The sequence below is a fragment of the Agromyces aerolatus genome (assembly GCF_031432255.1).
Taxonomy (GTDB): domain Bacteria; phylum Actinomycetota; class Actinomycetes; order Actinomycetales; family Microbacteriaceae; genus Agromyces.
On record NZ_JAVKGQ010000004.1, the window covers coordinates 131,523 to 150,037 of the forward strand.

General features: G+C 68.7%; 25 protein-coding genes. 15 read left to right on the forward strand and 10 right to left on the reverse strand.

Going from position 1 to position 18,515, the window contains the following annotated elements; genetic code table 11:
• Entirely contained in the window at positions 1-504 is a 504-nt protein-coding gene (locus RH864_RS07125; protein WP_310516835.1) for a hypothetical protein, read from the reverse strand.
• Here RH864_RS07125 and RH864_RS07130 point away from each other — a divergent pair.
• Together RH864_RS07130 and RH864_RS07135 are read left to right on the forward strand one after the other, a co-directional pair.
• Entirely contained in the window at positions 491-907 is a 417-nt protein-coding gene (locus RH864_RS07130) for a ribbon-helix-helix protein, CopG family (RefSeq protein ID WP_310516836.1), read from the forward strand. The two genes, RH864_RS07125 and RH864_RS07130, sit on opposite strands and share 14 nt — an antisense overlap.
• Positions 904-1,281: a PIN domain-containing protein gene (locus tag RH864_RS07135; RefSeq protein ID WP_310516837.1), complete on the forward strand. Its 378-nt coding sequence runs from the start codon at positions 904-906 to the stop codon at positions 1,279-1,281. The genes RH864_RS07130 and RH864_RS07135 overlap by 4 nt, the downstream gene beginning before the upstream one ends.
• Before the next feature lie 54 nt (positions 1,282-1,335).
• Here RH864_RS07135 and bla read toward each other — a convergent pair whose 3' ends face one another.
• The gene (gene bla / locus RH864_RS07140) at positions 1,336-2,259 is read right to left on the reverse strand and encodes a class A beta-lactamase (RefSeq protein ID WP_310516838.1); all 924 of its coding nucleotides are present in this window, start codon (positions 2,257-2,259) and stop codon (positions 1,336-1,338) included.
• Between the two features lie 187 nt (positions 2,260-2,446).
• On the opposite strand from bla, the gene RH864_RS07145 reads away from it, so the two are divergent.
• Complete coding sequence (locus RH864_RS07145) at positions 2,447-3,919, forward strand: FAD-dependent monooxygenase (RefSeq protein ID WP_310516839.1); 1,473 nt, start codon at positions 2,447-2,449, stop codon at positions 3,917-3,919.
• Between the two features lie 105 nt (positions 3,920-4,024).
• Here the strand turns inward: RH864_RS07145 and RH864_RS07150 are convergent, their stop codons facing one another.
• On the reverse strand, positions 4,025-4,222 hold the full coding sequence (locus tag RH864_RS07150; protein WP_310516840.1) for a hypothetical protein: 198 nt from the start codon (positions 4,220-4,222) through the stop codon (positions 4,025-4,027).
• Between the two features lie 11 nt (positions 4,223-4,233).
• On the reverse strand, positions 4,234-4,947 hold the full coding sequence (locus tag RH864_RS07155) for a hypothetical protein (protein ID WP_310516841.1): 714 nt from the start codon (positions 4,945-4,947) through the stop codon (positions 4,234-4,236).
• A 255-nt stretch (positions 4,948-5,202) separates the two neighbouring features.
• On the opposite strand from RH864_RS07155, the gene RH864_RS07160 reads away from it, so the two are divergent.
• The 5 genes from RH864_RS07160 (at position 5,203) to RH864_RS07180 (ending at position 8,214) form a co-directional block, all read left to right on the forward strand.
• Complete coding sequence (locus RH864_RS07160) at positions 5,203-5,799, forward strand: carboxymuconolactone decarboxylase family protein (protein WP_310516842.1); 597 nt, start codon at positions 5,203-5,205, stop codon at positions 5,797-5,799.
• Positions 5,796-6,293 (forward strand): sigma-70 family RNA polymerase sigma factor, encoded by a 498-nt coding sequence (locus RH864_RS07165; protein ID WP_310516843.1) that lies wholly within the window; start codon positions 5,796-5,798, stop codon positions 6,291-6,293. The genes RH864_RS07160 and RH864_RS07165 overlap by 4 nt, the downstream gene beginning before the upstream one ends.
• The gene (locus tag RH864_RS07170; protein WP_310516844.1) at positions 6,283-6,681 is read left to right on the forward strand and encodes a nuclear transport factor 2 family protein; all 399 of its coding nucleotides are present in this window, start codon (positions 6,283-6,285) and stop codon (positions 6,679-6,681) included. Before RH864_RS07165 ends, RH864_RS07170 begins: the two co-directional genes overlap by 11 nt.
• Positions 6,682-6,811: 130 nt before the next feature.
• Positions 6,812-7,960 carry a Fic family protein gene (locus tag RH864_RS07175; RefSeq protein WP_310516845.1) on the forward strand — a complete coding sequence of 383 codons (1,149 nt, stop codon included), beginning with the start codon at positions 6,812-6,814 and terminating at the stop codon, positions 7,958-7,960.
• Between the two features lie 71 nt (positions 7,961-8,031).
• Positions 8,032-8,214, forward strand: a complete 183-nt coding sequence (locus RH864_RS07180) for a hypothetical protein (RefSeq protein WP_310516846.1) — start codon at positions 8,032-8,034, stop codon at positions 8,212-8,214.
• Here RH864_RS07180 and RH864_RS07185 read toward each other — a convergent pair.
• Positions 8,201-8,866, reverse strand: a complete 666-nt coding sequence (locus tag RH864_RS07185; RefSeq protein WP_310516847.1) for a hypothetical protein — start codon at positions 8,864-8,866, stop codon at positions 8,201-8,203. The two genes, RH864_RS07180 and RH864_RS07185, sit on opposite strands and share 14 nt — an antisense overlap.
• Before the next feature lie 171 nt (positions 8,867-9,037).
• Between RH864_RS07185 and RH864_RS07190 the strand changes: the two genes are divergently transcribed.
• Entirely contained in the window at positions 9,038-11,692 is a 2,655-nt protein-coding gene (locus RH864_RS07190; RefSeq protein WP_310516848.1) for an ATP-dependent Clp protease ATP-binding subunit, read from the forward strand.
• Positions 11,693-12,053: 361 nt separating this feature from the next.
• Here the strand turns inward: RH864_RS07190 and RH864_RS07195 are convergent, their stop codons facing one another.
• The gene (locus RH864_RS07195) at positions 12,054-12,695 is read right to left on the reverse strand and encodes a hypothetical protein (protein WP_310516849.1); all 642 of its coding nucleotides are present in this window, start codon (positions 12,693-12,695) and stop codon (positions 12,054-12,056) included.
• 226 nt (positions 12,696-12,921) lie between these two features.
• On the opposite strand from RH864_RS07195, the gene RH864_RS07200 reads away from it, so the two are divergent.
• Positions 12,922-13,254, forward strand: a complete 333-nt coding sequence (locus RH864_RS07200; RefSeq protein WP_310516850.1) for a hypothetical protein — start codon at positions 12,922-12,924, stop codon at positions 13,252-13,254.
• Between the two features lie 15 nt (positions 13,255-13,269).
• Here RH864_RS07200 and RH864_RS07205 read toward each other — a convergent pair whose 3' ends face one another.
• Positions 13,270-13,455 (reverse strand): hypothetical protein, encoded by a 186-nt coding sequence (locus RH864_RS07205; protein WP_310516851.1) that lies wholly within the window; start codon positions 13,453-13,455, stop codon positions 13,270-13,272.
• A 169-nt stretch (positions 13,456-13,624) separates the two neighbouring features.
• Here RH864_RS07205 and RH864_RS07210 point away from each other — a divergent pair, with 169 nt between their 5' ends.
• From RH864_RS07210 to RH864_RS07220, 3 genes are all read left to right on the forward strand, one after another.
• The gene (locus RH864_RS07210) at positions 13,625-13,939 is read left to right on the forward strand and encodes a hypothetical protein (RefSeq protein ID WP_310516852.1); all 315 of its coding nucleotides are present in this window, start codon (positions 13,625-13,627) and stop codon (positions 13,937-13,939) included.
• 81 nt (positions 13,940-14,020) lie between these two features.
• Positions 14,021-15,037 (forward strand): hypothetical protein, encoded by a 1,017-nt coding sequence (locus RH864_RS07215; protein WP_310516853.1) that lies wholly within the window; start codon positions 14,021-14,023, stop codon positions 15,035-15,037.
• A 32-nt stretch (positions 15,038-15,069) separates the two neighbouring features.
• A complete protein-coding gene (locus RH864_RS07220; protein WP_310516854.1) occupies positions 15,070-15,936 on the forward strand; it encodes an Fpg/Nei family DNA glycosylase in 867 nt (288 codons plus the stop codon).
• On the opposite strand, the gene RH864_RS07225 is transcribed toward RH864_RS07220, so the two are convergent.
• The 3 genes from RH864_RS07225 to RH864_RS07235 form a co-directional block, all read right to left on the reverse strand.
• Positions 15,933-16,139 carry a hypothetical protein gene (locus tag RH864_RS07225; RefSeq protein WP_310516855.1) on the reverse strand — a complete coding sequence of 69 codons (207 nt, stop codon included), beginning with the start codon at positions 16,137-16,139 and terminating at the stop codon, positions 15,933-15,935. The two genes, RH864_RS07220 and RH864_RS07225, sit on opposite strands and share 4 nt — an antisense overlap.
• Before the next feature lie 68 nt (positions 16,140-16,207).
• Positions 16,208-16,750, reverse strand: a complete 543-nt coding sequence (locus RH864_RS07230; RefSeq protein WP_310516856.1) for a hypothetical protein — start codon at positions 16,748-16,750, stop codon at positions 16,208-16,210.
• 38 nt (positions 16,751-16,788) lie between these two features.
• The gene (locus RH864_RS07235; RefSeq protein WP_310516857.1) at positions 16,789-17,271 is read right to left on the reverse strand and encodes a hypothetical protein; all 483 of its coding nucleotides are present in this window, start codon (positions 17,269-17,271) and stop codon (positions 16,789-16,791) included.
• A gap of 112 nt (positions 17,272-17,383) precedes the next feature.
• Here RH864_RS07235 and RH864_RS07240 point away from each other — a divergent pair, with 112 nt between their 5' ends.
• On the forward strand, positions 17,384-17,962 hold the full coding sequence (locus RH864_RS07240; protein ID WP_310516858.1) for a helix-turn-helix domain-containing protein: 579 nt from the start codon (positions 17,384-17,386) through the stop codon (positions 17,960-17,962).
• Positions 17,959-18,498, forward strand: coding sequence for a hypothetical protein (locus RH864_RS07245; RefSeq protein WP_310516859.1), 540 nt, complete (start codon positions 17,959-17,961; stop codon positions 18,496-18,498). The genes RH864_RS07240 and RH864_RS07245 overlap by 4 nt, the downstream gene beginning before the upstream one ends.
• Positions 18,499-18,515 lie beyond the last annotated feature (17 nt).

Sequence of the window (18,515 nt, forward strand, 5' to 3'; positions counted from 1 at the left end):
TCAGCGGTCGATCGGATACACGTCGATGTCGACGCTGCCGAAGAGGAACGGGGTTGCCGCGCCACCGTCGTAGATGCTCTCCCACGGGATCGCGAAGAACCAGACGTAGCTGATGAGTACCGATGCGCCCGCGATCGTGAAGATCAGCAGCGCGGCCCGGTCGAGGATGCGCGCGGCGTCGCGCTGATCGGACGCGCGCTTCAGCACGCGCGTGATCGCGAGCACGACGACGAGTGCGATCGCCACGAACACCCACCAGCTCGGGCCGAGCGTGAGGTTCGTGCACATCGGAACCGTGTCGGTGGGCTGGCCGTTCGCGTCGAGATATCCGCCATCGCCCGAGACGCCGCCCGGGCAGCCGCCGCGGCTCGAGGTCATCACCAGGTTGTACAGGAACGCGGTGACCAGCGCGGCGGTGATGAGCCGCCGCGTTCGCAGCAGGATGGGCGCGCCAGCGAGCGTCGACATCTCGGCGGTCGGTTCGCGGTCGGTGATCTCGGACATCCGGCTCCTGGGTCGTCGGTTCCCGGCCATGGTTCCAGCGGATGACTCGGGGTTCAAGAGCCGGCTTCGCCGGTTCGTGGGACCATCCCTCCACAGGCTGCATTCGATTGGATCTCTCTTCGCGGATGTGATGTATTCTTACATCATGCTGCGGACGCAGATCTCACTCACCGACGATGAGCGCCGGCTCCTCGATGAGGAGGTCCGGCGAACGGGGCGATCGATGTCATCGCTGATACGCGAAGCGGTCACGAAGGCGTACGGACCGAGACGTGACCTGGCAGCGGATCTTCGTGCGATCGACGAGGCCGCAGGTGCGTGGCGGAACCGTGACGAAGACGGTGAAGCGTACGTTGAACGCCTGCGTTCCGGTCGACGCCTCGATGAGGTCCTCGGCCGATGACGGTTGTCGTCGACACCTCCGTCGTGATCGATGCGCTTCGCGGCCATGCGGATGCACTTCAGCGGATCCGTGGCTGGCGGGGAGACGATGTGCTCCGAGCCAGTGAGATCACGAAACTCGAGGTTCTGGCCGGCATGCGACCAGGCGAAGAGCGCGTGACCCGCAACCTCCTCGGCGTGTTCACCTGGCACCCGGTCGACGCCGAGATCGCCGAGCTCGCAGGTGAACTCGGCCGGCGCTGGCTGCCAGGCAACCGCGGCATCGATGCCGCCGACCTCGCAATCGCCGCGACGGCCCTCTCGCTCGAGGCGGAACTCGCGACGCTCAACCTGAAGCACTTCCCGATGTTCGACGGGCTCACGCGGCCGTACTGATCGGTGGCGCCAGGGTCCTGGCACACCGCGTCGTTACGTCCGTTGCCTCGGGGTTCAAGGGCCGGCTTCGCCGGCGAGCTCGGTCAGGGCGAGCCTGGCGGCTTCGGCGATGAGGGCGTCGGAGCGCTCGTCGTCGGCTCGCGGGCGCGAGGTCATGATGGCCAGGGCGATGGGTGAGGCATCCGCCGGCCAGACGACGCCGATGTCGTTCGCGGTGCCGTACCCGCCCGAGCCGGTGCGCTCGGCGACCAGCCAGTGCGCCGGCGTGCCGGCGCGGATGCGCGCGTCGCCGGTCGTGTTGCGCAGCATGAGGTCGGTGAGTGCGGCGGATGCCTCGGGGCGGAGCGCGTCGCCGAGCAGCAGGGCGCGGATCGTGGTCGCGAACGCCTCCGGCGTGGTCGTATCGCGCGGGTCGCCGGGCGTGGCCTCGGTGAGGTCGGGTTCGACGCGGTCCATGCGGAAGGTGTCGTCGCCGAGCGAGCGGGCCCACTCGGTGAGCGCGGCGGGCCCGCCGAGCTCGCGGACCAGGAGGTTGCCCGCCGGGCCGTCGCTGAAGCGGACGGCGGCGTCGCACAGGTCGCGCAGGGTCATGCCCGTGTCGACGTGCTGCTCGGTGATGGGGGCGTTGCCGACGAGGTCGTCGCGGCGGTAGGTGATGAGGGTGTCGAGGGTCTCGTCCGGGCGGTTCAGGATCGCGGCCGCCGCGAGCGCCTTGAAGGTGGAGCAGAACGCGAAGCGCTCGCCCGCGCGGTGCGCGAGGGTGCGGCCCGTGCCGGTGTCCATCGCGAAGAGGCCGAAGCGCGCGTCGTGCTCGGTCTCGAGCTCGGTGAATGCCGTGGCGAGGCGGGTGGGTGAGGGGCGTGGGGTGGGGGCGGGGCTCGGGGCGGATGATGGCGCGGGGGCGACCGCGACGGCGCACCCCGCCAGAGGCAGGACGAGCGCGGCGCTCAGCAGCGCGCGGCGGGAGATCGCGGTCATGTGGGCTCGCAGACGTGTCGGTGTCGGCTCACTGGCCACCAGCAGCCGCTCACATGCTAGTACATCGGTTGGTGAAGAAATCGCATCGCGGTCGAGGATGCGGGTATCGGCCTCCGTCGCGCCGATAGCGACGGGCCCAGCCGGATTCCTCGTGGTCGGCGTTCCGGCGCCGCCGTAGTCTGCTGGCATGCGTGACGTGATCATCGTCGGCGGGGGTCCGACGGGCATGATGCTCGCGAGCGAGCTGCGGTTGCACGACGTGGATGTGCTCGTGCTGGAGCGGGAGGTGGAGCCGAGCCCGCTGGTGCGCTCGCTCGGGCTGCAGCCGCGCAGCATCGAGATCATGGATCAGCGTGGGCTGCTGGAGCGGTTCCTGGCTGAGGGCACGCGGTACCCGGCTGGGGTGCGGCAGTTCGCGGGCATCGAGGCCGCGCCCGGGGTGGAGCTGGATTCGGCGCACGCGTATGTGCTCGGTATTCCGCAGCCGGTGACCGACCGGCTGCTGGCTGAACGTGCTGGGGAGCTCGGGGCCGAGGTGCGGCGTGGGGCCGAGGTCGTCGGCGTCTCGCAGGACGACGCCGGGGTGACGGTCGATCTGGCCGATGGGTCGCGGGAACGTTCGCGGTGGCTGGTCGGATGTGATGGCGGTCGGAGTCTGGTGCGTCGGTCGCTCGGGGTCGAGTTCCCCGGGGAGGCGGCGCAGACGGAATGGCTGCTCGCCGAGCTCGAGGTGACGATGCCGGACGACGAGCTCACCGAGCTGGTGGCGCGCGTTCGCGAGACGCATCGCGGCTTCGGGGTCGGCCCCGCCGGAAACGGCTTGCATCGTGCCGTCGTGCCCGCCGCGACCGTGGCCGAGGATCGCACGACCCCGCCGACGCTCGACGAGTTCCGCGCGCAGCTGCGGGCATACGCCGGCACCGACTTCGGCGCGCACGCGCCGCGCTGGCTGTCACGGTTCACGGATGCCACGCGCCTCGCCGAGCGGTATCGGGTGGGGCGGGTATTCCTCGCGGGCGACGCGGCGCACGTGCACCCGCCGCTGGGTGGCCAGGGTCTCAACCTCGGCATCCAGGACGCCTTCAACCTCGGCTGGAAGCTCGCCGCCGAGGTGCACGGCTGGGCGCCGAAGGGCCTGCTCGACACATACTTCGCCGAGCGCCACCCGGCCGCCGCGGATGTGCTCAGCCTCACGCGCGCGCAGTCGGTGCTGATCGACGCCGAGCCCGGCCCGCAGGCCGTGCGCCGGCTGGTCACCGACCTCATGCGCTTCGACGACGTGAGCCGCTCCATGATCGACCGGGTCGCGGGAACTGCGATCCGCTACGACTTCGGCAACGCTGACGACCTCGTCGGCAGCCGGATGCGAGACATCCGTCTGCGTGATGCTGGCCGCCTCTATGAGCGGATGCATCGCGCCCGCGGTCTGCTGGTCGACCAGAACGGCGGCCTCTCGGTCGTCGGCTGGTCCGACCGGGTCGACCGCGTCGTCGCGGTGAGCGACGAGCTGGACGTCCCCGCCGTCCTGCTCCGCGCCGACGGGCACGTGGTCTGGACCGGCGACGACCAGCGCGAGCTGCTCGAGAACCTCGAGCGCTGGTTCGGCGCTACCTCGCCGAGCGCGACCGATTGGCGTCGGCGGTCCGAAACGCCCAGCTAGGCCATAGCGACCTCGTTGCATCAACAGGCCAGCAACGTTCGTCGACTGATCGCGCCAAGTCGTGGGGCATGGAGAATGTTCCTCGTCGAGTCTTCGTGGCTGTGCTCACTGGCGTGGCGGTTTGCCCCTCTGCAGCTGTGCGGCGTACTCGAAAGCCGCCAAGACTCCGGCGAAGAGGATGAGGGCGATGCTCAGGAACCAAAGCAATCCCCAGCCTGAAACGAGCGTAGCCAGCATCGCTGTTGCGCCGCCGAGGAGCACTGCGGAGACGACGAGCCGCCGGCGAATCGAAATCTGAGGCATTTGGGCGCCTTTCACGAGACCTGATTCGCTATCTCAATACAGGCGCCAACCGTACCGCCTGCCGTACCGGCGGCTGCGGCGAGGCAGACAAAACAGCCGGCTCCGGCGGTCACAACGCAGATTGCTCCGCACGCAATCGAGATCGCAGTGACCAGCCATCCGGCAACACCCGCGCTGTTCATGCACTGCAGGAAGTTTCCCCACCAGTCGCCCTTCTTGTACAAGGGCGTTGGCGTTTCTGCTCCGGCTGGAGCAGAAACGACCTCATCCACGATCTTTCGGCCATCAAGCCAGGTACGAACCTGGCCGCTGTCGCGAGTAAGCGAAGCAAAATAGAACTCAACCTTCCCCGTCAGGACGCCCGATTCATCGAAGAACATGTTCACGCTGCTCTCCGCCATGACACCCTGCCCGGGCGCGATCGGAATTCGCAGAAGGCGTGTGTGTTCATCGATCTCCCAGGCCTGCGCGGCGCCGACGTCCAGGATCAGCGCCTCGGCTGAGGAGACGTCGTGCCTGATCGCAAGTTCTCGGACGTCCGCAGGAGCCTCGGACCGCCAGGACGTGGTCGTGTCTTGGGCCATCTGTAAGGCCTCGACCCCGGCTCGGGGCGGGGCCTCGGGCTCAATCGATCTGCCCGCCGCGGTTATGTCCTGGAGCATCCGCATAGGCACGCCCGCCGCGTACGACGGCGTGGTGAAGGTGATCGCGGCTGCGATCGCCAAAGTGAAAGCGGCGAAATCGCTTCATTTCAGTCCTCCGATCGGTGCGGCGGGGGTTTCCGCCAGCAGGCGGCTTGGCGACTGCCAATGCCACTCAGCAATAGCATGCTAATACTCAACCGAGCTGCTGTGTTGGCAACGATGAAGCAGGTGTCGAGGCCGTTGTGTCTGATGCGGCGACCGGTGTCACACACGCGTCGCGACCGGTGTCTCCATGTCATCGCCACGAGGCGGCTGACACGAGAGACCGGAGCCATCATGACCACCGAAGCACGTATCCCCGCCACCGAGGTCACCGGCATCCTCGGCAGCGTCATGAAGACCATGAGCAAGCGCATGCTCGGCAAGGTGCCCGACTCGGTCGGCGTCATGTGGCACAACCGCCGGGTGCTGCTCGACCTGTCGCGGATCGGGCGGAAGTCCGAGAAGTGGGATGCGCTCGATACGAACCTCAGCAGCCTCGCGCGCATGGCGACGGCCGCGTGCGTGGGCTGCAGCTTCTGTCTCGATCTGCACTACTTCCTGGCGCACGATCAGGGTCTCGACGAGGCGAAGGCGCGTGAGGTGCCGCGGTGGCGCGAGGCATCCGTCTTCTCGCCCTTGGAGCGGAAGGTGATGGAGTATGCCGAGGCGATGTGTCAGATGCCGCCCGCCGTCAGCGACGAGCTGTCGGCGGAGCTGCTCGACGCGCTCGGCCCGGCTGCGCTGCTCGAGCTGACCGCGAAGGTCGGGCTCATGGACGCGACGGCGCGCATGAACATCGCGCTCGGGATTCATTCCGACGGGCTGTCGGATTCGTGCGGTCTGCGGCCGCTCGCAGCGCGCTCGCCGCAGCGCGTATCGTCGCCGGCATGAGCGAGGACGCCTTCGTCACGCACCGCAACCTGCTCTTCACGGTCGCGTACGAGATGCTCGGCTCGGCGACGGACGCCGAGGACGTCCTGCAGGAATCCTGGCTGCGCTGGGCGGATGTCTCGCACGGCGACGTGCGCGACCCGCGCGCGTATCTCGTGCGCATCGTGACGCGGCAGTCGCTCAACCACCTGCGCACGCTGAAGCGCCGCCGCGAGGAGTACGTGGGGGAGTGGCTGCCCGAGCCGCTGCTGACCTCGCCCGATGTGGCAGATGACGTGGTGCTCGCGGAGAGTCTGTCGATGGCGACCTTGACCGTGCTCGAGACGCTCGGGCCGACCGAGCGCGCCGTGTTCGTGCTGCGCGAGGTGTTCGACGTGCCCGTACGAAGAGATCGCGGTGGCGGTCCGGAAGTCGCTGCCGGCCGTGCGCCAGATCGCGCACCGCGCGAAGGCGCATGTGGCCGCGCGGCGGCCGCGGGTGCGCGTGGCGCGTGACGAGCAGGAGGAGGTGCTGGCGCGGTTTCTCGATGCGTTCAACTCGGGGGACTTGCAGCGGTTGGTGGACGTGCTCGCGCCCGACGTCGTGGCCATCGCCGACGGCGGCGGGCAGGTGCGGGGCGCAGCGCGGCGGCCGATTGTGGGGGCCGAGAAGATCGTGGCGTACCTGCGCGGGTCGATAGAGAAATGCGGGGTGCACCCGCGGTTGACGTCGGCGTGGGTGAACGGGGGGATCGGGGCGCAGCTGGATGTCGACAGGGAGTTGCTCGGGGTGCTGAGCCTGACGATCGAGGAGGGGCGCGTCACGCGCATCCACTCGATCGCCAACCCCCAGAAACTGGCGCGTGTGGATGTGGTGTCGGCGGTGACGCGGGCGGCGTTCTGAGCTGCGCGCGAGAATTGGAATGATTGCCTGATAAAATCAGACGGTGCAATATATCGTAGTTAACGGCGTTTGAACTGGGTATTTAGTCGGAGTATTTAAAGTTCTCGTCCCAGGCTGATAAAAAGATCTCGTGAAGATCGACTATCCGACGTTCGCCTTCGATTCGGAGCTCACCCGGGTGATCATCGAACTCGAGCGCTCGCGGACCGTGCTCGGCAGAGGCACCACTCCGCCGGTCGTGTACCGCCAGTTGAAATCGCTGTCGCAACTGCTGACGAGCATCATGTCGGCAAGGATCGAAGGAAACCGCACCTCGATTTTCGACGCCGTGTCCGGCGTGGCGAAGAGTCGCGAAGACGGCGAGTTCGACTTCGACGACGGTGTCGAAGAGATCCTGAATCTCGAACGAGCGGTCGACTTCATCGATACCCACGCGCCGGGTGAGCCGATCAGCAACCTGTTCATCCGTGAGCTTCACCGGATTGCGGTCGAGGGTCTGCGCCGCGAGGGTGACCGCACCCCTGGGGCGTATCGGCTCGGCGAGGTCAGCATCGGGCAATCGCTGCATCAGCCGCCGTGGCCGGCCGACGTGCCCGACCACATGAACCACCTCATTGACTTCATTTCCGAGCCGGTTGAACCGCAGAAGCAGCTCCTGCAAACCGCGATCGCTCACCACCGGTTCCTCTGGATCCACCCGTTCGGCAACGGCAACGGCCGCGTCGCCCGGCTGCTCACGTATGCGATGCTGGTCAAGCAGGGCTTCTCCTCGCCAACCGACTACCGCGCGATCAACCCGACCGCTGTCTTCGGCGCTGACCGCACCGAGTACTACAACCAACTCGAGCATGCCGACTCGCTGACGAACGACGCGATCATCGCGTGGTGTACCTACCTGCTCGAAGGCCTCGCTTCCGATGTCGAGAAGCTGACCAATCTCGGCGATGCGAACTTCGTAACCGATCAGCTCCTGCTGCCCGCTCTCGAGCGGATGCAACGCTCGGGCGGCGTGACCGTCGTGGACGCGGGAATTTTGAGCATCGCCGCACGCAAGACGACAATCGCCGCATCTGACCTGTCCATGCTTCTCCCGGGCGCACCGGCGACTCGAAGTCAAGCGCTCCGTCGCCTCCTCGACCGCCACCTGCTCGAGCGCGATCCCGACAACGCTCGGCGGTACCATCTCGTGTTCTCGCCGAACGACTTCACGATCCACCTGGTCCATCGCTTCGACCGCGTTGGTCTGCTTCCGCGCATTTTGCGGGAGGGTCTGACCTGACGTCGCTCGGTTCGTCCCTCCCGGCGGCGTACTCGAACGCCGCAAGTATGCCGGCGCCGAGGAGCGAAGCGATGCTCGCCGACCAGAAGACGAGCCCCCACCCGGGCATGAGCGCCGTGAGCATCGCCATCGCTCCGCCCATCAATGTCGCCCCGACGACGAGCCTGCGTCGCACCGAGACCTTGCGCAAGGTTGCCTCTTCCCGATCGACCGTCGATTCCGGCTTCGGAGCAGCGGTTCTCATGAGTCGATGAGCAGGCGGACACCGACCTTCGTGACCGTATCGTGTGTTTTCGCAGCCAACGCCATGAGGGCTGCGGCCACCGCAAGGGCAGCACCCTCGAGCACTTTCAGGCCGCGATGGCGGCGAATGAGGGCGTCGATCGAGCCGAATGCTCGTCCTTTGCGGGCAAGGGCGAGGATGTCGATCGCTGCTCGAACCCCGCCTGGAAGCGTCTCCGGCACCCGCAACTCGATCAGGCCTCGTTCGAGTTCGGGGTCGGTGAACCACCCGTCGAGTTCGCCCAGCGCGACCCCGATGACGTTGGCGACTGACGGCTCGTCAGGGTCGGATGGCTCGGGCTGCACGCCCCACACCAGTGACTCGGCCAGCAACTGCTCGTCGTCGCCGATCGCTCCGGCGGCCAGGAGTAGGACGACGCACGCGCGTTCCCGGCGCTCACCGATCGGCGTCGAGAGCTCGAGGTTACGGCGCTCGACGGCGCGATCGAGAGCGGCTTGCAGCGTCGCCAGATCCAGCTCGTCGGTGTTCTCGATGTCGATATCTTCCGCTGCGAGCAGCGGGGCGAGCTCTCGCATCAGCTGGTCCGCCATCCCGGGCCTGTGCATCACGTCGGCTTCGGCCATCGCCTTCGCGGCGTCAGGGTTGTCGAATGGGCTCTGCATGCGCCAACGCTAACGGGTGACACTCCAATATGCATCTCTTTGGCCTTCGCGTGATTTCCCCACGCCTTGCCGGCGGCAACTCACGACGAGGCGTTCTCCGTCCCGGGAATACACCAGCCACTCCAGCGTTGAACTTGAGCGAACACCACTCAACTTCAACCAGGAGGCCAGGTGCCCAACGACTTCGACCCCGAGGCCGGCGCGAGCTCGTTCGACGAGTTCCTCGCCCGCTACCTCGAGGGTGAGCGCGCCCGCTCGGCTCGGTCGATCGACCTTAGCCGATTCCTGAGCGCGCGCACCCAGAGCATTCTGCAGCGTGCCGGACGGTTCGCCCTCGAACGAGGACAGACGGAGCTCGATGCGCTGCACATCCTTCGCGTGATCGTCGAGGACGACTCCGTCCAGCAGGCGATCCAGCGCGTCGGTGCGAGCCCCGAGCGCATCATCACCGCGACCGAGGCCCGCCTGCCGCAGGCGACCGAGGCCCCGGTTGACCTGAACGCGGCGACCATCACCCCGAGCGCATCGCGCGCGCTGTTCCACAGCTACCAGGTCGCACGGAGCGCGGGTTCGACGTACATCGACCCCGAGCACCTCTTCTTCGCGCTCGTCCTCGGTCAGGACGCCCCCGCCGGGCAGGTCCTCGCGCGCGCCGGCGTCACCGCCGAGGCGCTCACACAGGGCATGCGCGAGACGGTCGAGACCGAGGGCACTCCGGGCTTCCAGAGCGAGACGGATGCCTCGAACGGCGCCGCCGGCCAGTCCAGCACCCCCATGCTCGACAAGTTCGGCACCGACCTCACCGCACGCGCGGAGGCCGGCGAGCTCGACCCGGTCATCGGCCGGGTCGACGAGATCGAGCAGACCATCGAGATCCTCAGCCGCCGCACCAAGAACAACCCGGTGCTGGTCGGCGAGGCGGGCGTCGGCAAGACCGCGATCGTCGAGGGCCTCGCCCGCGCGATCGTCGACGAGAGCGTCCCCGAAGCACTCCTCCACAAGCGCGTCATCGCACTCGACCTCCCCGCAATGCTCGCCGGCACCCGCTACCGCGGCGACTTCGAGGAACGATTGACGAAGACCATGGAAGAGATCGCCGCCCACAAGGGCGAGCTGATCATCTTCATCGACGAGGTGCACACCGTCGTCGGCGCCGGAGGCGGCGGAGAAGGGGGGATGGATGCGGGCAACATCCTGAAGCCGCGCCTCGCGCGCGGTGACCTCCACCTGGTCGGTGCGACCACCCTCAACGAGTACCGCCGGATCGAGAAGGACCCGGCGCTCGAGCGCCGCTTCCAGCCGGTGAAGGTGGGCGAGCCGTCCATCGAGGACTCCGTGCTCATCCTCCAGGGCCTCAAGTCCGCCTACGAGGAGCACCACGGCGTCAGCTACACCGACGCCGCGCTTCGCGCCTCCGTCGAGCTGAGCGCTCGCTACCTGAGCGACCGCGTGCTGCCCGACAAGGCGATCGACCTGATCGACCAGGCCGGCGCGCGCCTGCGGCTGCGCCTGGGCGTGAAGGTGGATGTCTCGGAGCTGATCGAACGGCTCGCGACCCTCGAGGCCGACAAGAACGCCGCCGTCACGGCCGAGCACTACGAAGAGGCGTCGCGCATCCGCGACGAGATCGGCAAGGTGCAGGCCAAGCTCGACGCCGCTACCGCCGCTGGTCGGGTAGCGACGAAGGAGCGTATCGAGACCGGGAACGGTGGTCGCGATTCGGTCGCTGGCGCTCCCTACTCGACCAACGAGCAGAGCACCGTCATCGACGAGGCCGAGATCGCCGCGGTGATCTCGCGCGCGACCGGCATCCCGGTCAACCGCCTCACCGAGGGGGAGCGCGAGCGTCTCGCCGAGCTCGAGTCCGAGCTGCATGCCCGGGTCATCGGGCAGGACGACGCCGTGACCGCCGTCGCCAAGGCTGTGCGCCGAAACCGCACGGGCATGGGTGATGCGAAGCGTCCGGTCGGCTCGTTCCTGTTCCTCGGCCCGACGGGCGTCGGCAAGACCGAGCTCGCCCGCTCGCTCGCCGACCGCCTGTTCGACGACGAGAACGCCGTGATCCGGTTCGACATGTCCGAGTTCGGCGAGCGGCACACCGTGTCGCGCCTCGTCGGCGCCCCTCCCGGCTACGTCGGCTACGACGAGGCCGGGCAGCTCACCGAGCGCGTTCGCCGCAACCCGTACTCGATCGTGCTGTTCGACGAGATCGAGAAGGCGCACCCCGACGTCTTCAACCTGCTGCTGCAGGTCCTCGACGACGGGCGGCTCACCGACGGGCAGGGTCGCACGGTCGACTTCCGCAACACGGTCGTCATCATGACCTCGAACCTCGGTTCGGAGTTCCTCGCCTCACGTTCCGGTGCGCTCGGCTTCGTCGCGTCATCGGATGCCTCGGCCAACGGCTTCTCGTCGCAGGACGACGTGCGCCAGCGCGTCATGGGCAAGCTGCGCGAGGCCATGCGCCCCGAGTTCCTGAACCGCATCGACGAGATCGTGCTGTTCAAGAAGCTCACGCAGGACGAGATCGCGGAGATCGTCACGCTCATGCTGGGTGCGACGGTCACGCGGCTCGCGACGCGCGAGGTGTCGATGGATGTCTCGCCCGCCGCCGTCGCCTGGATCGCCGAGCACGGGTACGAGCCCGAGTTCGGTGCGCGGCCCCTGCGCCGCCTCATCCAGCGCGAGGTCGACGACCGCATCGCGGACCTGTTCGTGAGCGGCGACCTCGGCGACGGTGAGGGCGTGCGCGTCGACGCCGTCAACGGAGTGCTCGCGGTCACGCCCGTGCCCCGCGCCGAGCTGACCGCGCCGCTCGCGGCGTAACCCCGGGGCATCCGCCCCGGCCGCGCGCCGCGCGCCGCGCGCCCACCCCCCCGCCGACCCGATCGGCTCGAAGGCCCGGATCTCCCAGGAGGTCCGGGCCTTCGCCATGCCCGAGGCATCCGTTCACTGGGTGTGTTGGAAGTCCGAAAGTGGGTTGCCGGGCCGCCCTGCACCGCCTCCAACCCACTTTCGGACTTCCAACCCGCGTTCCACCACTGCTGGCGTTCACGCTCAGGGAGAAACTCATCTGCGCGTTCCTGCGCATGGGGCGCGGCGTCAGTTTCGCGGCGATCGCGCACGGACTCGCCATCTTCCTGCTGAGCTGCGGACTGATCTGAGCCGCGTGCGGCCCCGCCCGCGGCTACTCGTCCTCGCCGAAGAGGCCGCCGTCGAGCAGCCAGTGGTAGCGCAGCCGCAGCGCGCGCTCGGTGCTCGCGAGCAGCGTACCGACCAGCAGCGTGATGTTCAGCCACGGCGGCAGGTGGATCGGGCTCTCGAACGTGCCGAGGTTCTCGGCGATCGGCGGGATGCTCGTGACGGTCTCGAGGATCTGCGGCACGCCGAGCACGACGCCGACGACGAGCACGACCCAGGACAGGGCGCCCAGCGCACGACTCGCACCCGGGTTCGCTCGGTGCAGTTGCGCCCGCCGGCCCTCGGCCGACGCCGGGTCGGGCATGAGCTGCCGTTCGCGTCCGTCGTCGGTCACGTAGTGGCACCGCCGCAGACCGTACCCGCTCGTGACGACCTCGATTCGGCCGCCCGGGATCGTGAACTCCGCGGGCAGCTTGGAGCGGGCCTGGTTCACGCCGTTGAGATACAGCTGCGCGTACACCTCGCCGTTGTCGTCGCCGGCGTGCCGGATGTCGACGGACCAGGTCTCGGGCGATCCATCCGGCCCGACGAGGGGGAGATGAAACAGCGAGCGCGAGAACGGCTGCCACCAGCGGTACCGCTGCAGCGCATGCCCGTCGCCGGGCTTCGCCCGCTTCGCGCGTCGCATCTTCCTCCCGAACCTCTCGCACGACCCTATCGACGGGTGCCCCGCCCGTCTTCGAACTCCCACGGAATGTGGAGGCTCTGCGCCGTATGGCCTTGACTTCATCACACGACGAGCGTTGGCTGTCGGGATGCCGGACCACGAACACCATCCGGAGGCGACGACTGCGCCACATCCGCGCGAGCGGGTCAGCACGCCGTGGTGGTACTACCTCAGCACGGGTGCGACCATGAGCGCCGCGGTGATCGTGCTCTTCCTGGTCCCGGGGATCGTGGGCTCGCTGGCGGTTCTGGTCATGATCATCGTCAACGCGCTCCTTCAAGAGTTGCGGCGCCGGATCTCCGGTGACCCGCCGCCCGCGTTCCGCAGCCGCGCACTGCTGTACACCGTGAGCGGCATCGTGCTGGTCTTGGGAACGCTGGCGCTCGGCTGGTATCTCGTATTCACCCTGGGGATCACCTCGTTCGCCTGGGTCATGGGCGCGGCGGTCTTCGCGGTCATCTTCGTACTGGGATGGCTCGGCGATCGCGCAGGCGCGTCGGCCCGCGCGGCGGATCGCTGAGCGCGGGCGCGCGACCTACGCGGGGTCGTCGGTCGCTGGGGGCGCGGAGCGCCCCGGTGCAGGAGGGATCAGCCCGTGCTTGTGCAGCGCATGCACGAAGGCGAGACGGGCTGCGAGGTAGACGAGTCCGAAGATCGCGGCCCCGATCACGGCCCAGTACAGCAGGACGATGAGCAGGTGAGGTCCAGGGAACGCGATCACGAGTGCCTTTCGAGTCGGGGTCTCCGACATCCTGCCCGAGGCGTCCGCACAAGGAAAGATGTTGTCCGCTTCGGCGACCCATCAGGCCATCGGTCCGCGACGTGTCTCGTCGTCCGCGTTCGGGCGAGGCCCGATTGACGCGTGTCGGCTTGCGTGTTCGGATGGCCTGATGGGAAGCGGACTGGCGTGGCTCGTCATCGGTGCGGGCTTCGTCGCGTCGATGTGGTCGATGCGGATGCTGCTCGAGGCGAACGCCGACTGTCTCATCCCGTACCTCGCTCGCCCCGAACGCCTCCCAGGCTGGTCGATTGCGCTTCGCAGCATCGGGGCCGGACTGGTGGTGTTCGGCGTCGGCACGCTGGCGCTCGACATCGGGATGTGGAGCGTGGCGATCGTCGTGCTCGCAACACTCCCACCCCTGGTGTGGATGCACCGCCACAATCGCAGGCTCGAGCGGAGGCAGCGCCAGGACGACACCGCCTGAGCGCACCGTCCGCGCCGAAAGAGGTCGGCTGAGCACGGCGTGATCAGCTCGGGCTCCGTGCGTGTGTGCTAATATAATACAATGCCAACTCGTTTATTCCTTCAGCGTGCGCGCGATGCGGCCCGCCGGCTCGGCCGTTCCGCCAGCTGTGCGCTGCTGGCCGGCGCGCTGTCGATCGGGATCGTGCACGGCTCGACCGGTACGGCGCTCGCCCAGGCCGTCGAAAACCTGCGTGACGAGCGTCGAAAGTCCGTCGAGACCCCCGTTCGCATCGATGCCGGCAACGGGATCGTGCTGCACGTCGGTGGCTCGCTGGGCGGCGCCCAGGTCGAGAGCGGTCACGCCGGGATCACCTGGGACAGCACGGTGGCGAACGTCACGCGCGCGGCCTTCTTCGGGCCGGGTTGGACGTGGGGTACGCCGTACCTGCAGCGCGAGGCGGGTCTCGACCGCCTCTATGTACCGGGCCATGGCCTCCACCAAGTCGACCCGGAATCGCCGTCAGGCGTCTCCGGAGATCTCACCGACATCGTGTTCACCCGCGAGGCCGGTACCGTGCCGGCTCGCGGCGATGGGCAGGTGCCGGCGCGCCCCTACATCGCGACGCTGCGCTCGCTCGCCACCGGCGCGGTCGACTACTTCGACGACGCCGGCAACGTCATCACCACCATCGACGAAACCGGCGACCGCACCGACCGCGCATTCGAGCGGTTCTGGGATGGGCCGGAGGCCGACCACCTCCGATCGGTGACCGACCCGGCCGGGCAGGTCACGACGATCGACTACGAGTCCTACACCCGGGTCACGCACCCCGACGGTGCCGAGGCCAGGTTCGAGCTGATCGACTGGGGCTACCCGCCAGCAGTGGGGCGGATCTACGCCATGAACGCGGCGGGCGACGAGGGGTTCATCGACGCGTTCGCCTACCGGATCGAACCCGACGCCACGCCGCTCCTCGCCGTGGTCGAGTACTCCAACACCACCGGAACGACCTCAGGACTGGCACACATCGCCTGGTCCGATGCTCAATCCGGCGTCGTCGACCGGGTCTCCCTCGGCGATCGCGTGGTGTACGAGCGCCCTGACGCGCGCCCGTAGACCGCGTCGGCGGGGCGTGCCAGGCTGGGCGCATGCCTGAGTCGCCTGAGGTGCAAGCGCTCGCGGACGAGCTCGACGAGCGGCTCGCGGGCCGTGCGGTGCGCGAGGTCGACGTGCTCGAGTTCCGTGTGAACAAGACGCGGGCGCGGCCGATCGGCTCGATCGTCGGGGAACGCGTGCTCGGGGTGAGCCGCCACGGCAAGCTGCTCGACCTCGCGCTCGACGGCTCCGACCACCTGGTCGTCTCCCTCGGCCGGCACGGCTGGGCGCGCTGGGCGGGCGAGGCCACCGACGAGGTCGCCACCGATCCAGACGAGACGGATGCCTCGGGGCCGGTCACGCTCGCGACCATCGCGTTCGACGAGGGACCGGCCCTCGAGCTCACCGATGCGGGCGACTGGGTCTCGCTCGGCGGCTGGGTCGTCGATGAGCCGACCGAGGTCGCGGCCGTCGCGAAGCTCGGGCCCGACCCGGTGTCGCCGCGCTTCTCGCGCGCCGAGTTCGATCACGCCTTCGTCGGCCGGCGCAAGCAGGTGAAAGCCGTGCTGCAGGAGCAGGAGTCGCTCGCCGGCATCGGCAACGCGTACTCCGACGAGATCCTGTTCGCCGCGCAGATCTCGCCGGTCGCGCACGCGTCGTCGCTTTCGGCCGACGAGCTCGACCGTCTCTTCGCCGCCGTCGTCGACCTCATGCGCCGCGCGACCGAGGCCCGCCGCGGCGTGCCGATCGCCGAGCTGAAGGCCGCGAAGACCGCAGCCATGCGTGTGCACGGCCGTGCGGGCGAGCCGTGCCCCGTCTGCGGCGGAACGATCCACTCGTTCTCGTTCGCGAGCACGACCGCCGAATACTGTCCCTCGTGTCAGACCGACGGCGAGCTCCTACCCCTCCGCGACGGCTAACGGTCGGTACCGTCGTCCCCGTCGTCGGCTTCGCTCGTACGCGCCCGGCCCTCCGACGCGACCCCGACCGGCGACCCCACACCACCGGCATGGTCGGCCGCGGCCTGCGCCTCGGCGTCGGAGCCGTACGTCTCGTCGGTCTCCTCGATCGTCGGCTGCTCGGTGTCGTCGGGCATGCCGCTCGCCGCGTTCTGATCACTCATGAGCCGAGGCTACGTCCGCGCGTCGTGCCATCGGAGGGGGTTGCGCCGGGCGCGAGCGGGCCGAGCGGTCACCCGGACGGCGGGCGGAAGATCTTTCCGCTCCTAGGCTGAATCGCGAACCATTCGCCCGTCGTTCCATCGCGGCGGGCCATGACGACGTTCGGGTTCGGCCCGGCGGACGCGCGCTGCGCGCGCTCCTCGGCCTCGGCCCGCGCGGCGGCGGCCCGCGCCTCGAATGCCGCCGAGGCATCCGGATTCGTCGGCGGCTCGGTCGATCGATAGCGCACCTTGCGCGACCCGGCCCACGCCATCGGATCGTCCGGCCGGCTCGTGTACTCGACCGTGAACGCGGAACCGAGCTCGTCGCCCACGCGCTCGACGAGCTCGGGAAGCTCGGCCGCGAGCTGGGCCGGCAGGTCGGGCGACTGCCACCGCTGGTCGACCCGGAGGCCCTCGTCGTGGCGCCGGCCCCAGGCGCGGAGCGCCTCGGTCAGCTCGGGGCTGAGACGGGCTTCGTCGTACGGCACCGGGTCGGGGAACCACAGGACGGTGTCCGTGTAGTCGTAGAACAGGCGCACGATCTCCTGCTCGTACCGCGAGTAGTCCTCCACGCCGAGAGCCTACGACGTCGCGCTCCGTGGCTGCAGGACTATCGGCGGCGGCGCGGTCGCGGCCGGAACATCTCGCCGGTGCGATTCCCGAACGTGAACGGACCACCGACGCCGCCCTGGCCGAGCATCTCCGCGGCGTCGGGCGTCGCCGCCCACGCGGCGTCGTCGGCAAGCTCCGCGTGACGTGCGCGTGCGGCGGCGGCCCGAGCCTCGAATGCCGCCGAGGCATCCGGATTCATCGCCGGCTGCGACGACCGGTACCGAGCGGTGCGCGACCGACGCCACGGGAACCGTCGGCGCCGAGGCGAGCCGTACTCGACCTCGAACGCCGAGCCGAGCTCGTCGCCGACGCGAGCCGCGAGTGCGGCGGGGTTCGCGTGCGGGTCGCGCAACGCCGCGGCCAGCTCGGCCGAGAACGCGGCCTCCTCGGGCTCGACCGGGTCCGGAAACCAGACCTCGGTGGCGCCGTCGTCGCGGACGAGCCGCACGGTCTCGAGTTCGTACCGGGCGTAATCAGCCATTCCGCGAGGCTAGACGTGTCTGCGATCTGCGAGGAGGGGGCGCGGAGATGCCGGATGCGCGGTACGCGCGCCCGGGCAAAGCGCGTGAATCAGCTAGAGCTATACTCGGTGCATGTCCGATCTAATCCGTACGACCCGTGAGCGCACTGGGCTCACCGGCGCCGACCTCGCAGCGCGGCTTGGGATCACGGCGGGCGCCGTCTCGCAGATGGAGCGGTCCGAGCGCGACGGCACCGTCAAACTCGAGACTCTCGATCGAGCCCTCGCCGCGATGGGGTGCCGGCTCGCGCTGACCGCGCGTCCGAGCTCGCCGTTCGCCGAATTCCTGCCTGACGCGGTCACGGATCGGATGAACGCGGCGCTCGACGAGCGCGATGGGAGCTATGCGCTCAGGCTCCTCACTCACGCGGCGTCGGTCGTGCGGCAGCATTCCGACGAGTTCAGTGACGCGGATCTCGCAACCCGTGCGTCGAGCCTCAAAGATCCGCGGTGGGAGCAGTTGTTCCAAGCGGTGTACGGCGATGCCATCCCCGCGGCGCGACGGCCCGCGTGGGCCGCGCCCAGCAAGCTGAGCCGTCGCTGGTACGTCTCACGTTTCGCTCCGCTGCGCGAGCGAGCCAAGCGCACCACGCCGCCGCGCCTGCGTGCTTTGAACATCTTCCTCGACGAGCGTTCCCTCTCGACCGCATGAACCGGCCCTTCGACGCGCATACCGTTCGGGCGCTCCTGGACGAACTGGTCCGACGGCTCGGTGAACGGGGTGTTCGCGGGGGTATCCGCATTGCCGGCGGCGCGGCCATGCTGCTGCGCTTCCCGAACGACCCCGCGGTGCGCGTGACCAGAGACATCGATGCACTCGTCGAACCCGCGGACGAGGTACTCGCGGTCGTTGCCGAGATGGCTGACGAGCTCGGTTTGCTGCCCGGCTGGCTCAACTCGGCCGGCTCGGGCTGGTTCCGCGTGGACGTGGCTGCCTCCGATGACGAGGTCCATGTCGCTGTCGCAACCGCACGAGAACTCGTGGCGATGAAGCTCGCCGCGGGTCGCGACAAGGATTTCGCGGATCTGGTCGTCCTCGCCCGGCATCTCGGCATCACCCACCCAGAAGAGCTCGTCCGTATCGCATATGACGTCTACGGAAACGACGCGGTGGAGCTCCCGGACGGTCGTGACTCCTACCTCTGGTACGCGGAGAGCGTGATCGCTGAGGTGAACCGAGCGAACTGAGAGTCACGGGCGACCGG

What these genes read in the sequence shown, in the direction of transcription:
- RH864_RS07125 (WP_310516835.1), bottom strand. Translation starts at nt 504, where the DNA reads ATGTCCGAGATCACCGACCGCGAACCGACCGCCGAGATGTCGACGCTC.
- RH864_RS07135 (WP_310516837.1), top strand. Translation starts at nt 904, where the DNA reads ATGACGGTTGTCGTCGACACCTCCGTCGTGATCGATGCGCTTCGCGGC.
- bla (WP_310516838.1), bottom strand. Translation starts at nt 2,259, where the DNA reads ATGACCGCGATCTCCCGCCGCGCGCTGCTGAGCGCCGCGCTCGTCCTG.
- RH864_RS07145 (WP_310516839.1), top strand. Translation starts at nt 2,447, where the DNA reads ATGCGTGACGTGATCATCGTCGGCGGGGGTCCGACGGGCATGATGCTC.
- RH864_RS07150 (WP_310516840.1), bottom strand. Translation starts at nt 4,222, where the DNA reads ATGCCTCAGATTTCGATTCGCCGGCGGCTCGTCGTCTCCGCAGTGCTC.
- RH864_RS07160 (WP_310516842.1), top strand. Translation starts at nt 5,203, where the DNA reads ATGACCACCGAAGCACGTATCCCCGCCACCGAGGTCACCGGCATCCTC.
- RH864_RS07165 (WP_310516843.1), top strand. Translation starts at nt 5,796, where the DNA reads ATGAGCGAGGACGCCTTCGTCACGCACCGCAACCTGCTCTTCACGGTC.
- RH864_RS07180 (WP_310516846.1), top strand. Translation starts at nt 8,032, where the DNA reads ATGCTCGCCGACCAGAAGACGAGCCCCCACCCGGGCATGAGCGCCGTG.
- RH864_RS07185 (WP_310516847.1), bottom strand. Translation starts at nt 8,866, where the DNA reads ATGCAGAGCCCATTCGACAACCCTGACGCCGCGAAGGCGATGGCCGAA.
- RH864_RS07195 (WP_310516849.1), bottom strand. Translation starts at nt 12,695, where the DNA reads ATGCGACGCGCGAAGCGGGCGAAGCCCGGCGACGGGCATGCGCTGCAG.
- RH864_RS07200 (WP_310516850.1), top strand. Translation starts at nt 12,922, where the DNA reads ATGAGCGCCGCGGTGATCGTGCTCTTCCTGGTCCCGGGGATCGTGGGC.
- RH864_RS07210 (WP_310516852.1), top strand. Translation starts at nt 13,625, where the DNA reads ATGGGAAGCGGACTGGCGTGGCTCGTCATCGGTGCGGGCTTCGTCGCG.
- RH864_RS07215 (WP_310516853.1), top strand. Translation starts at nt 14,021, where the DNA reads ATGCCAACTCGTTTATTCCTTCAGCGTGCGCGCGATGCGGCCCGCCGG.
- RH864_RS07220 (WP_310516854.1), top strand. Translation starts at nt 15,070, where the DNA reads ATGCCTGAGTCGCCTGAGGTGCAAGCGCTCGCGGACGAGCTCGACGAG.
- RH864_RS07225 (WP_310516855.1), bottom strand. Translation starts at nt 16,139, where the DNA reads ATGAGTGATCAGAACGCGGCGAGCGGCATGCCCGACGACACCGAGCAG.
- RH864_RS07235 (WP_310516857.1), bottom strand. Translation starts at nt 17,271, where the DNA reads ATGGCTGATTACGCCCGGTACGAACTCGAGACCGTGCGGCTCGTCCGC.
- RH864_RS07240 (WP_310516858.1), top strand. Translation starts at nt 17,384, where the DNA reads ATGTCCGATCTAATCCGTACGACCCGTGAGCGCACTGGGCTCACCGGC.
- RH864_RS07245 (WP_310516859.1), top strand. Translation starts at nt 17,959, where the DNA reads ATGAACCGGCCCTTCGACGCGCATACCGTTCGGGCGCTCCTGGACGAA.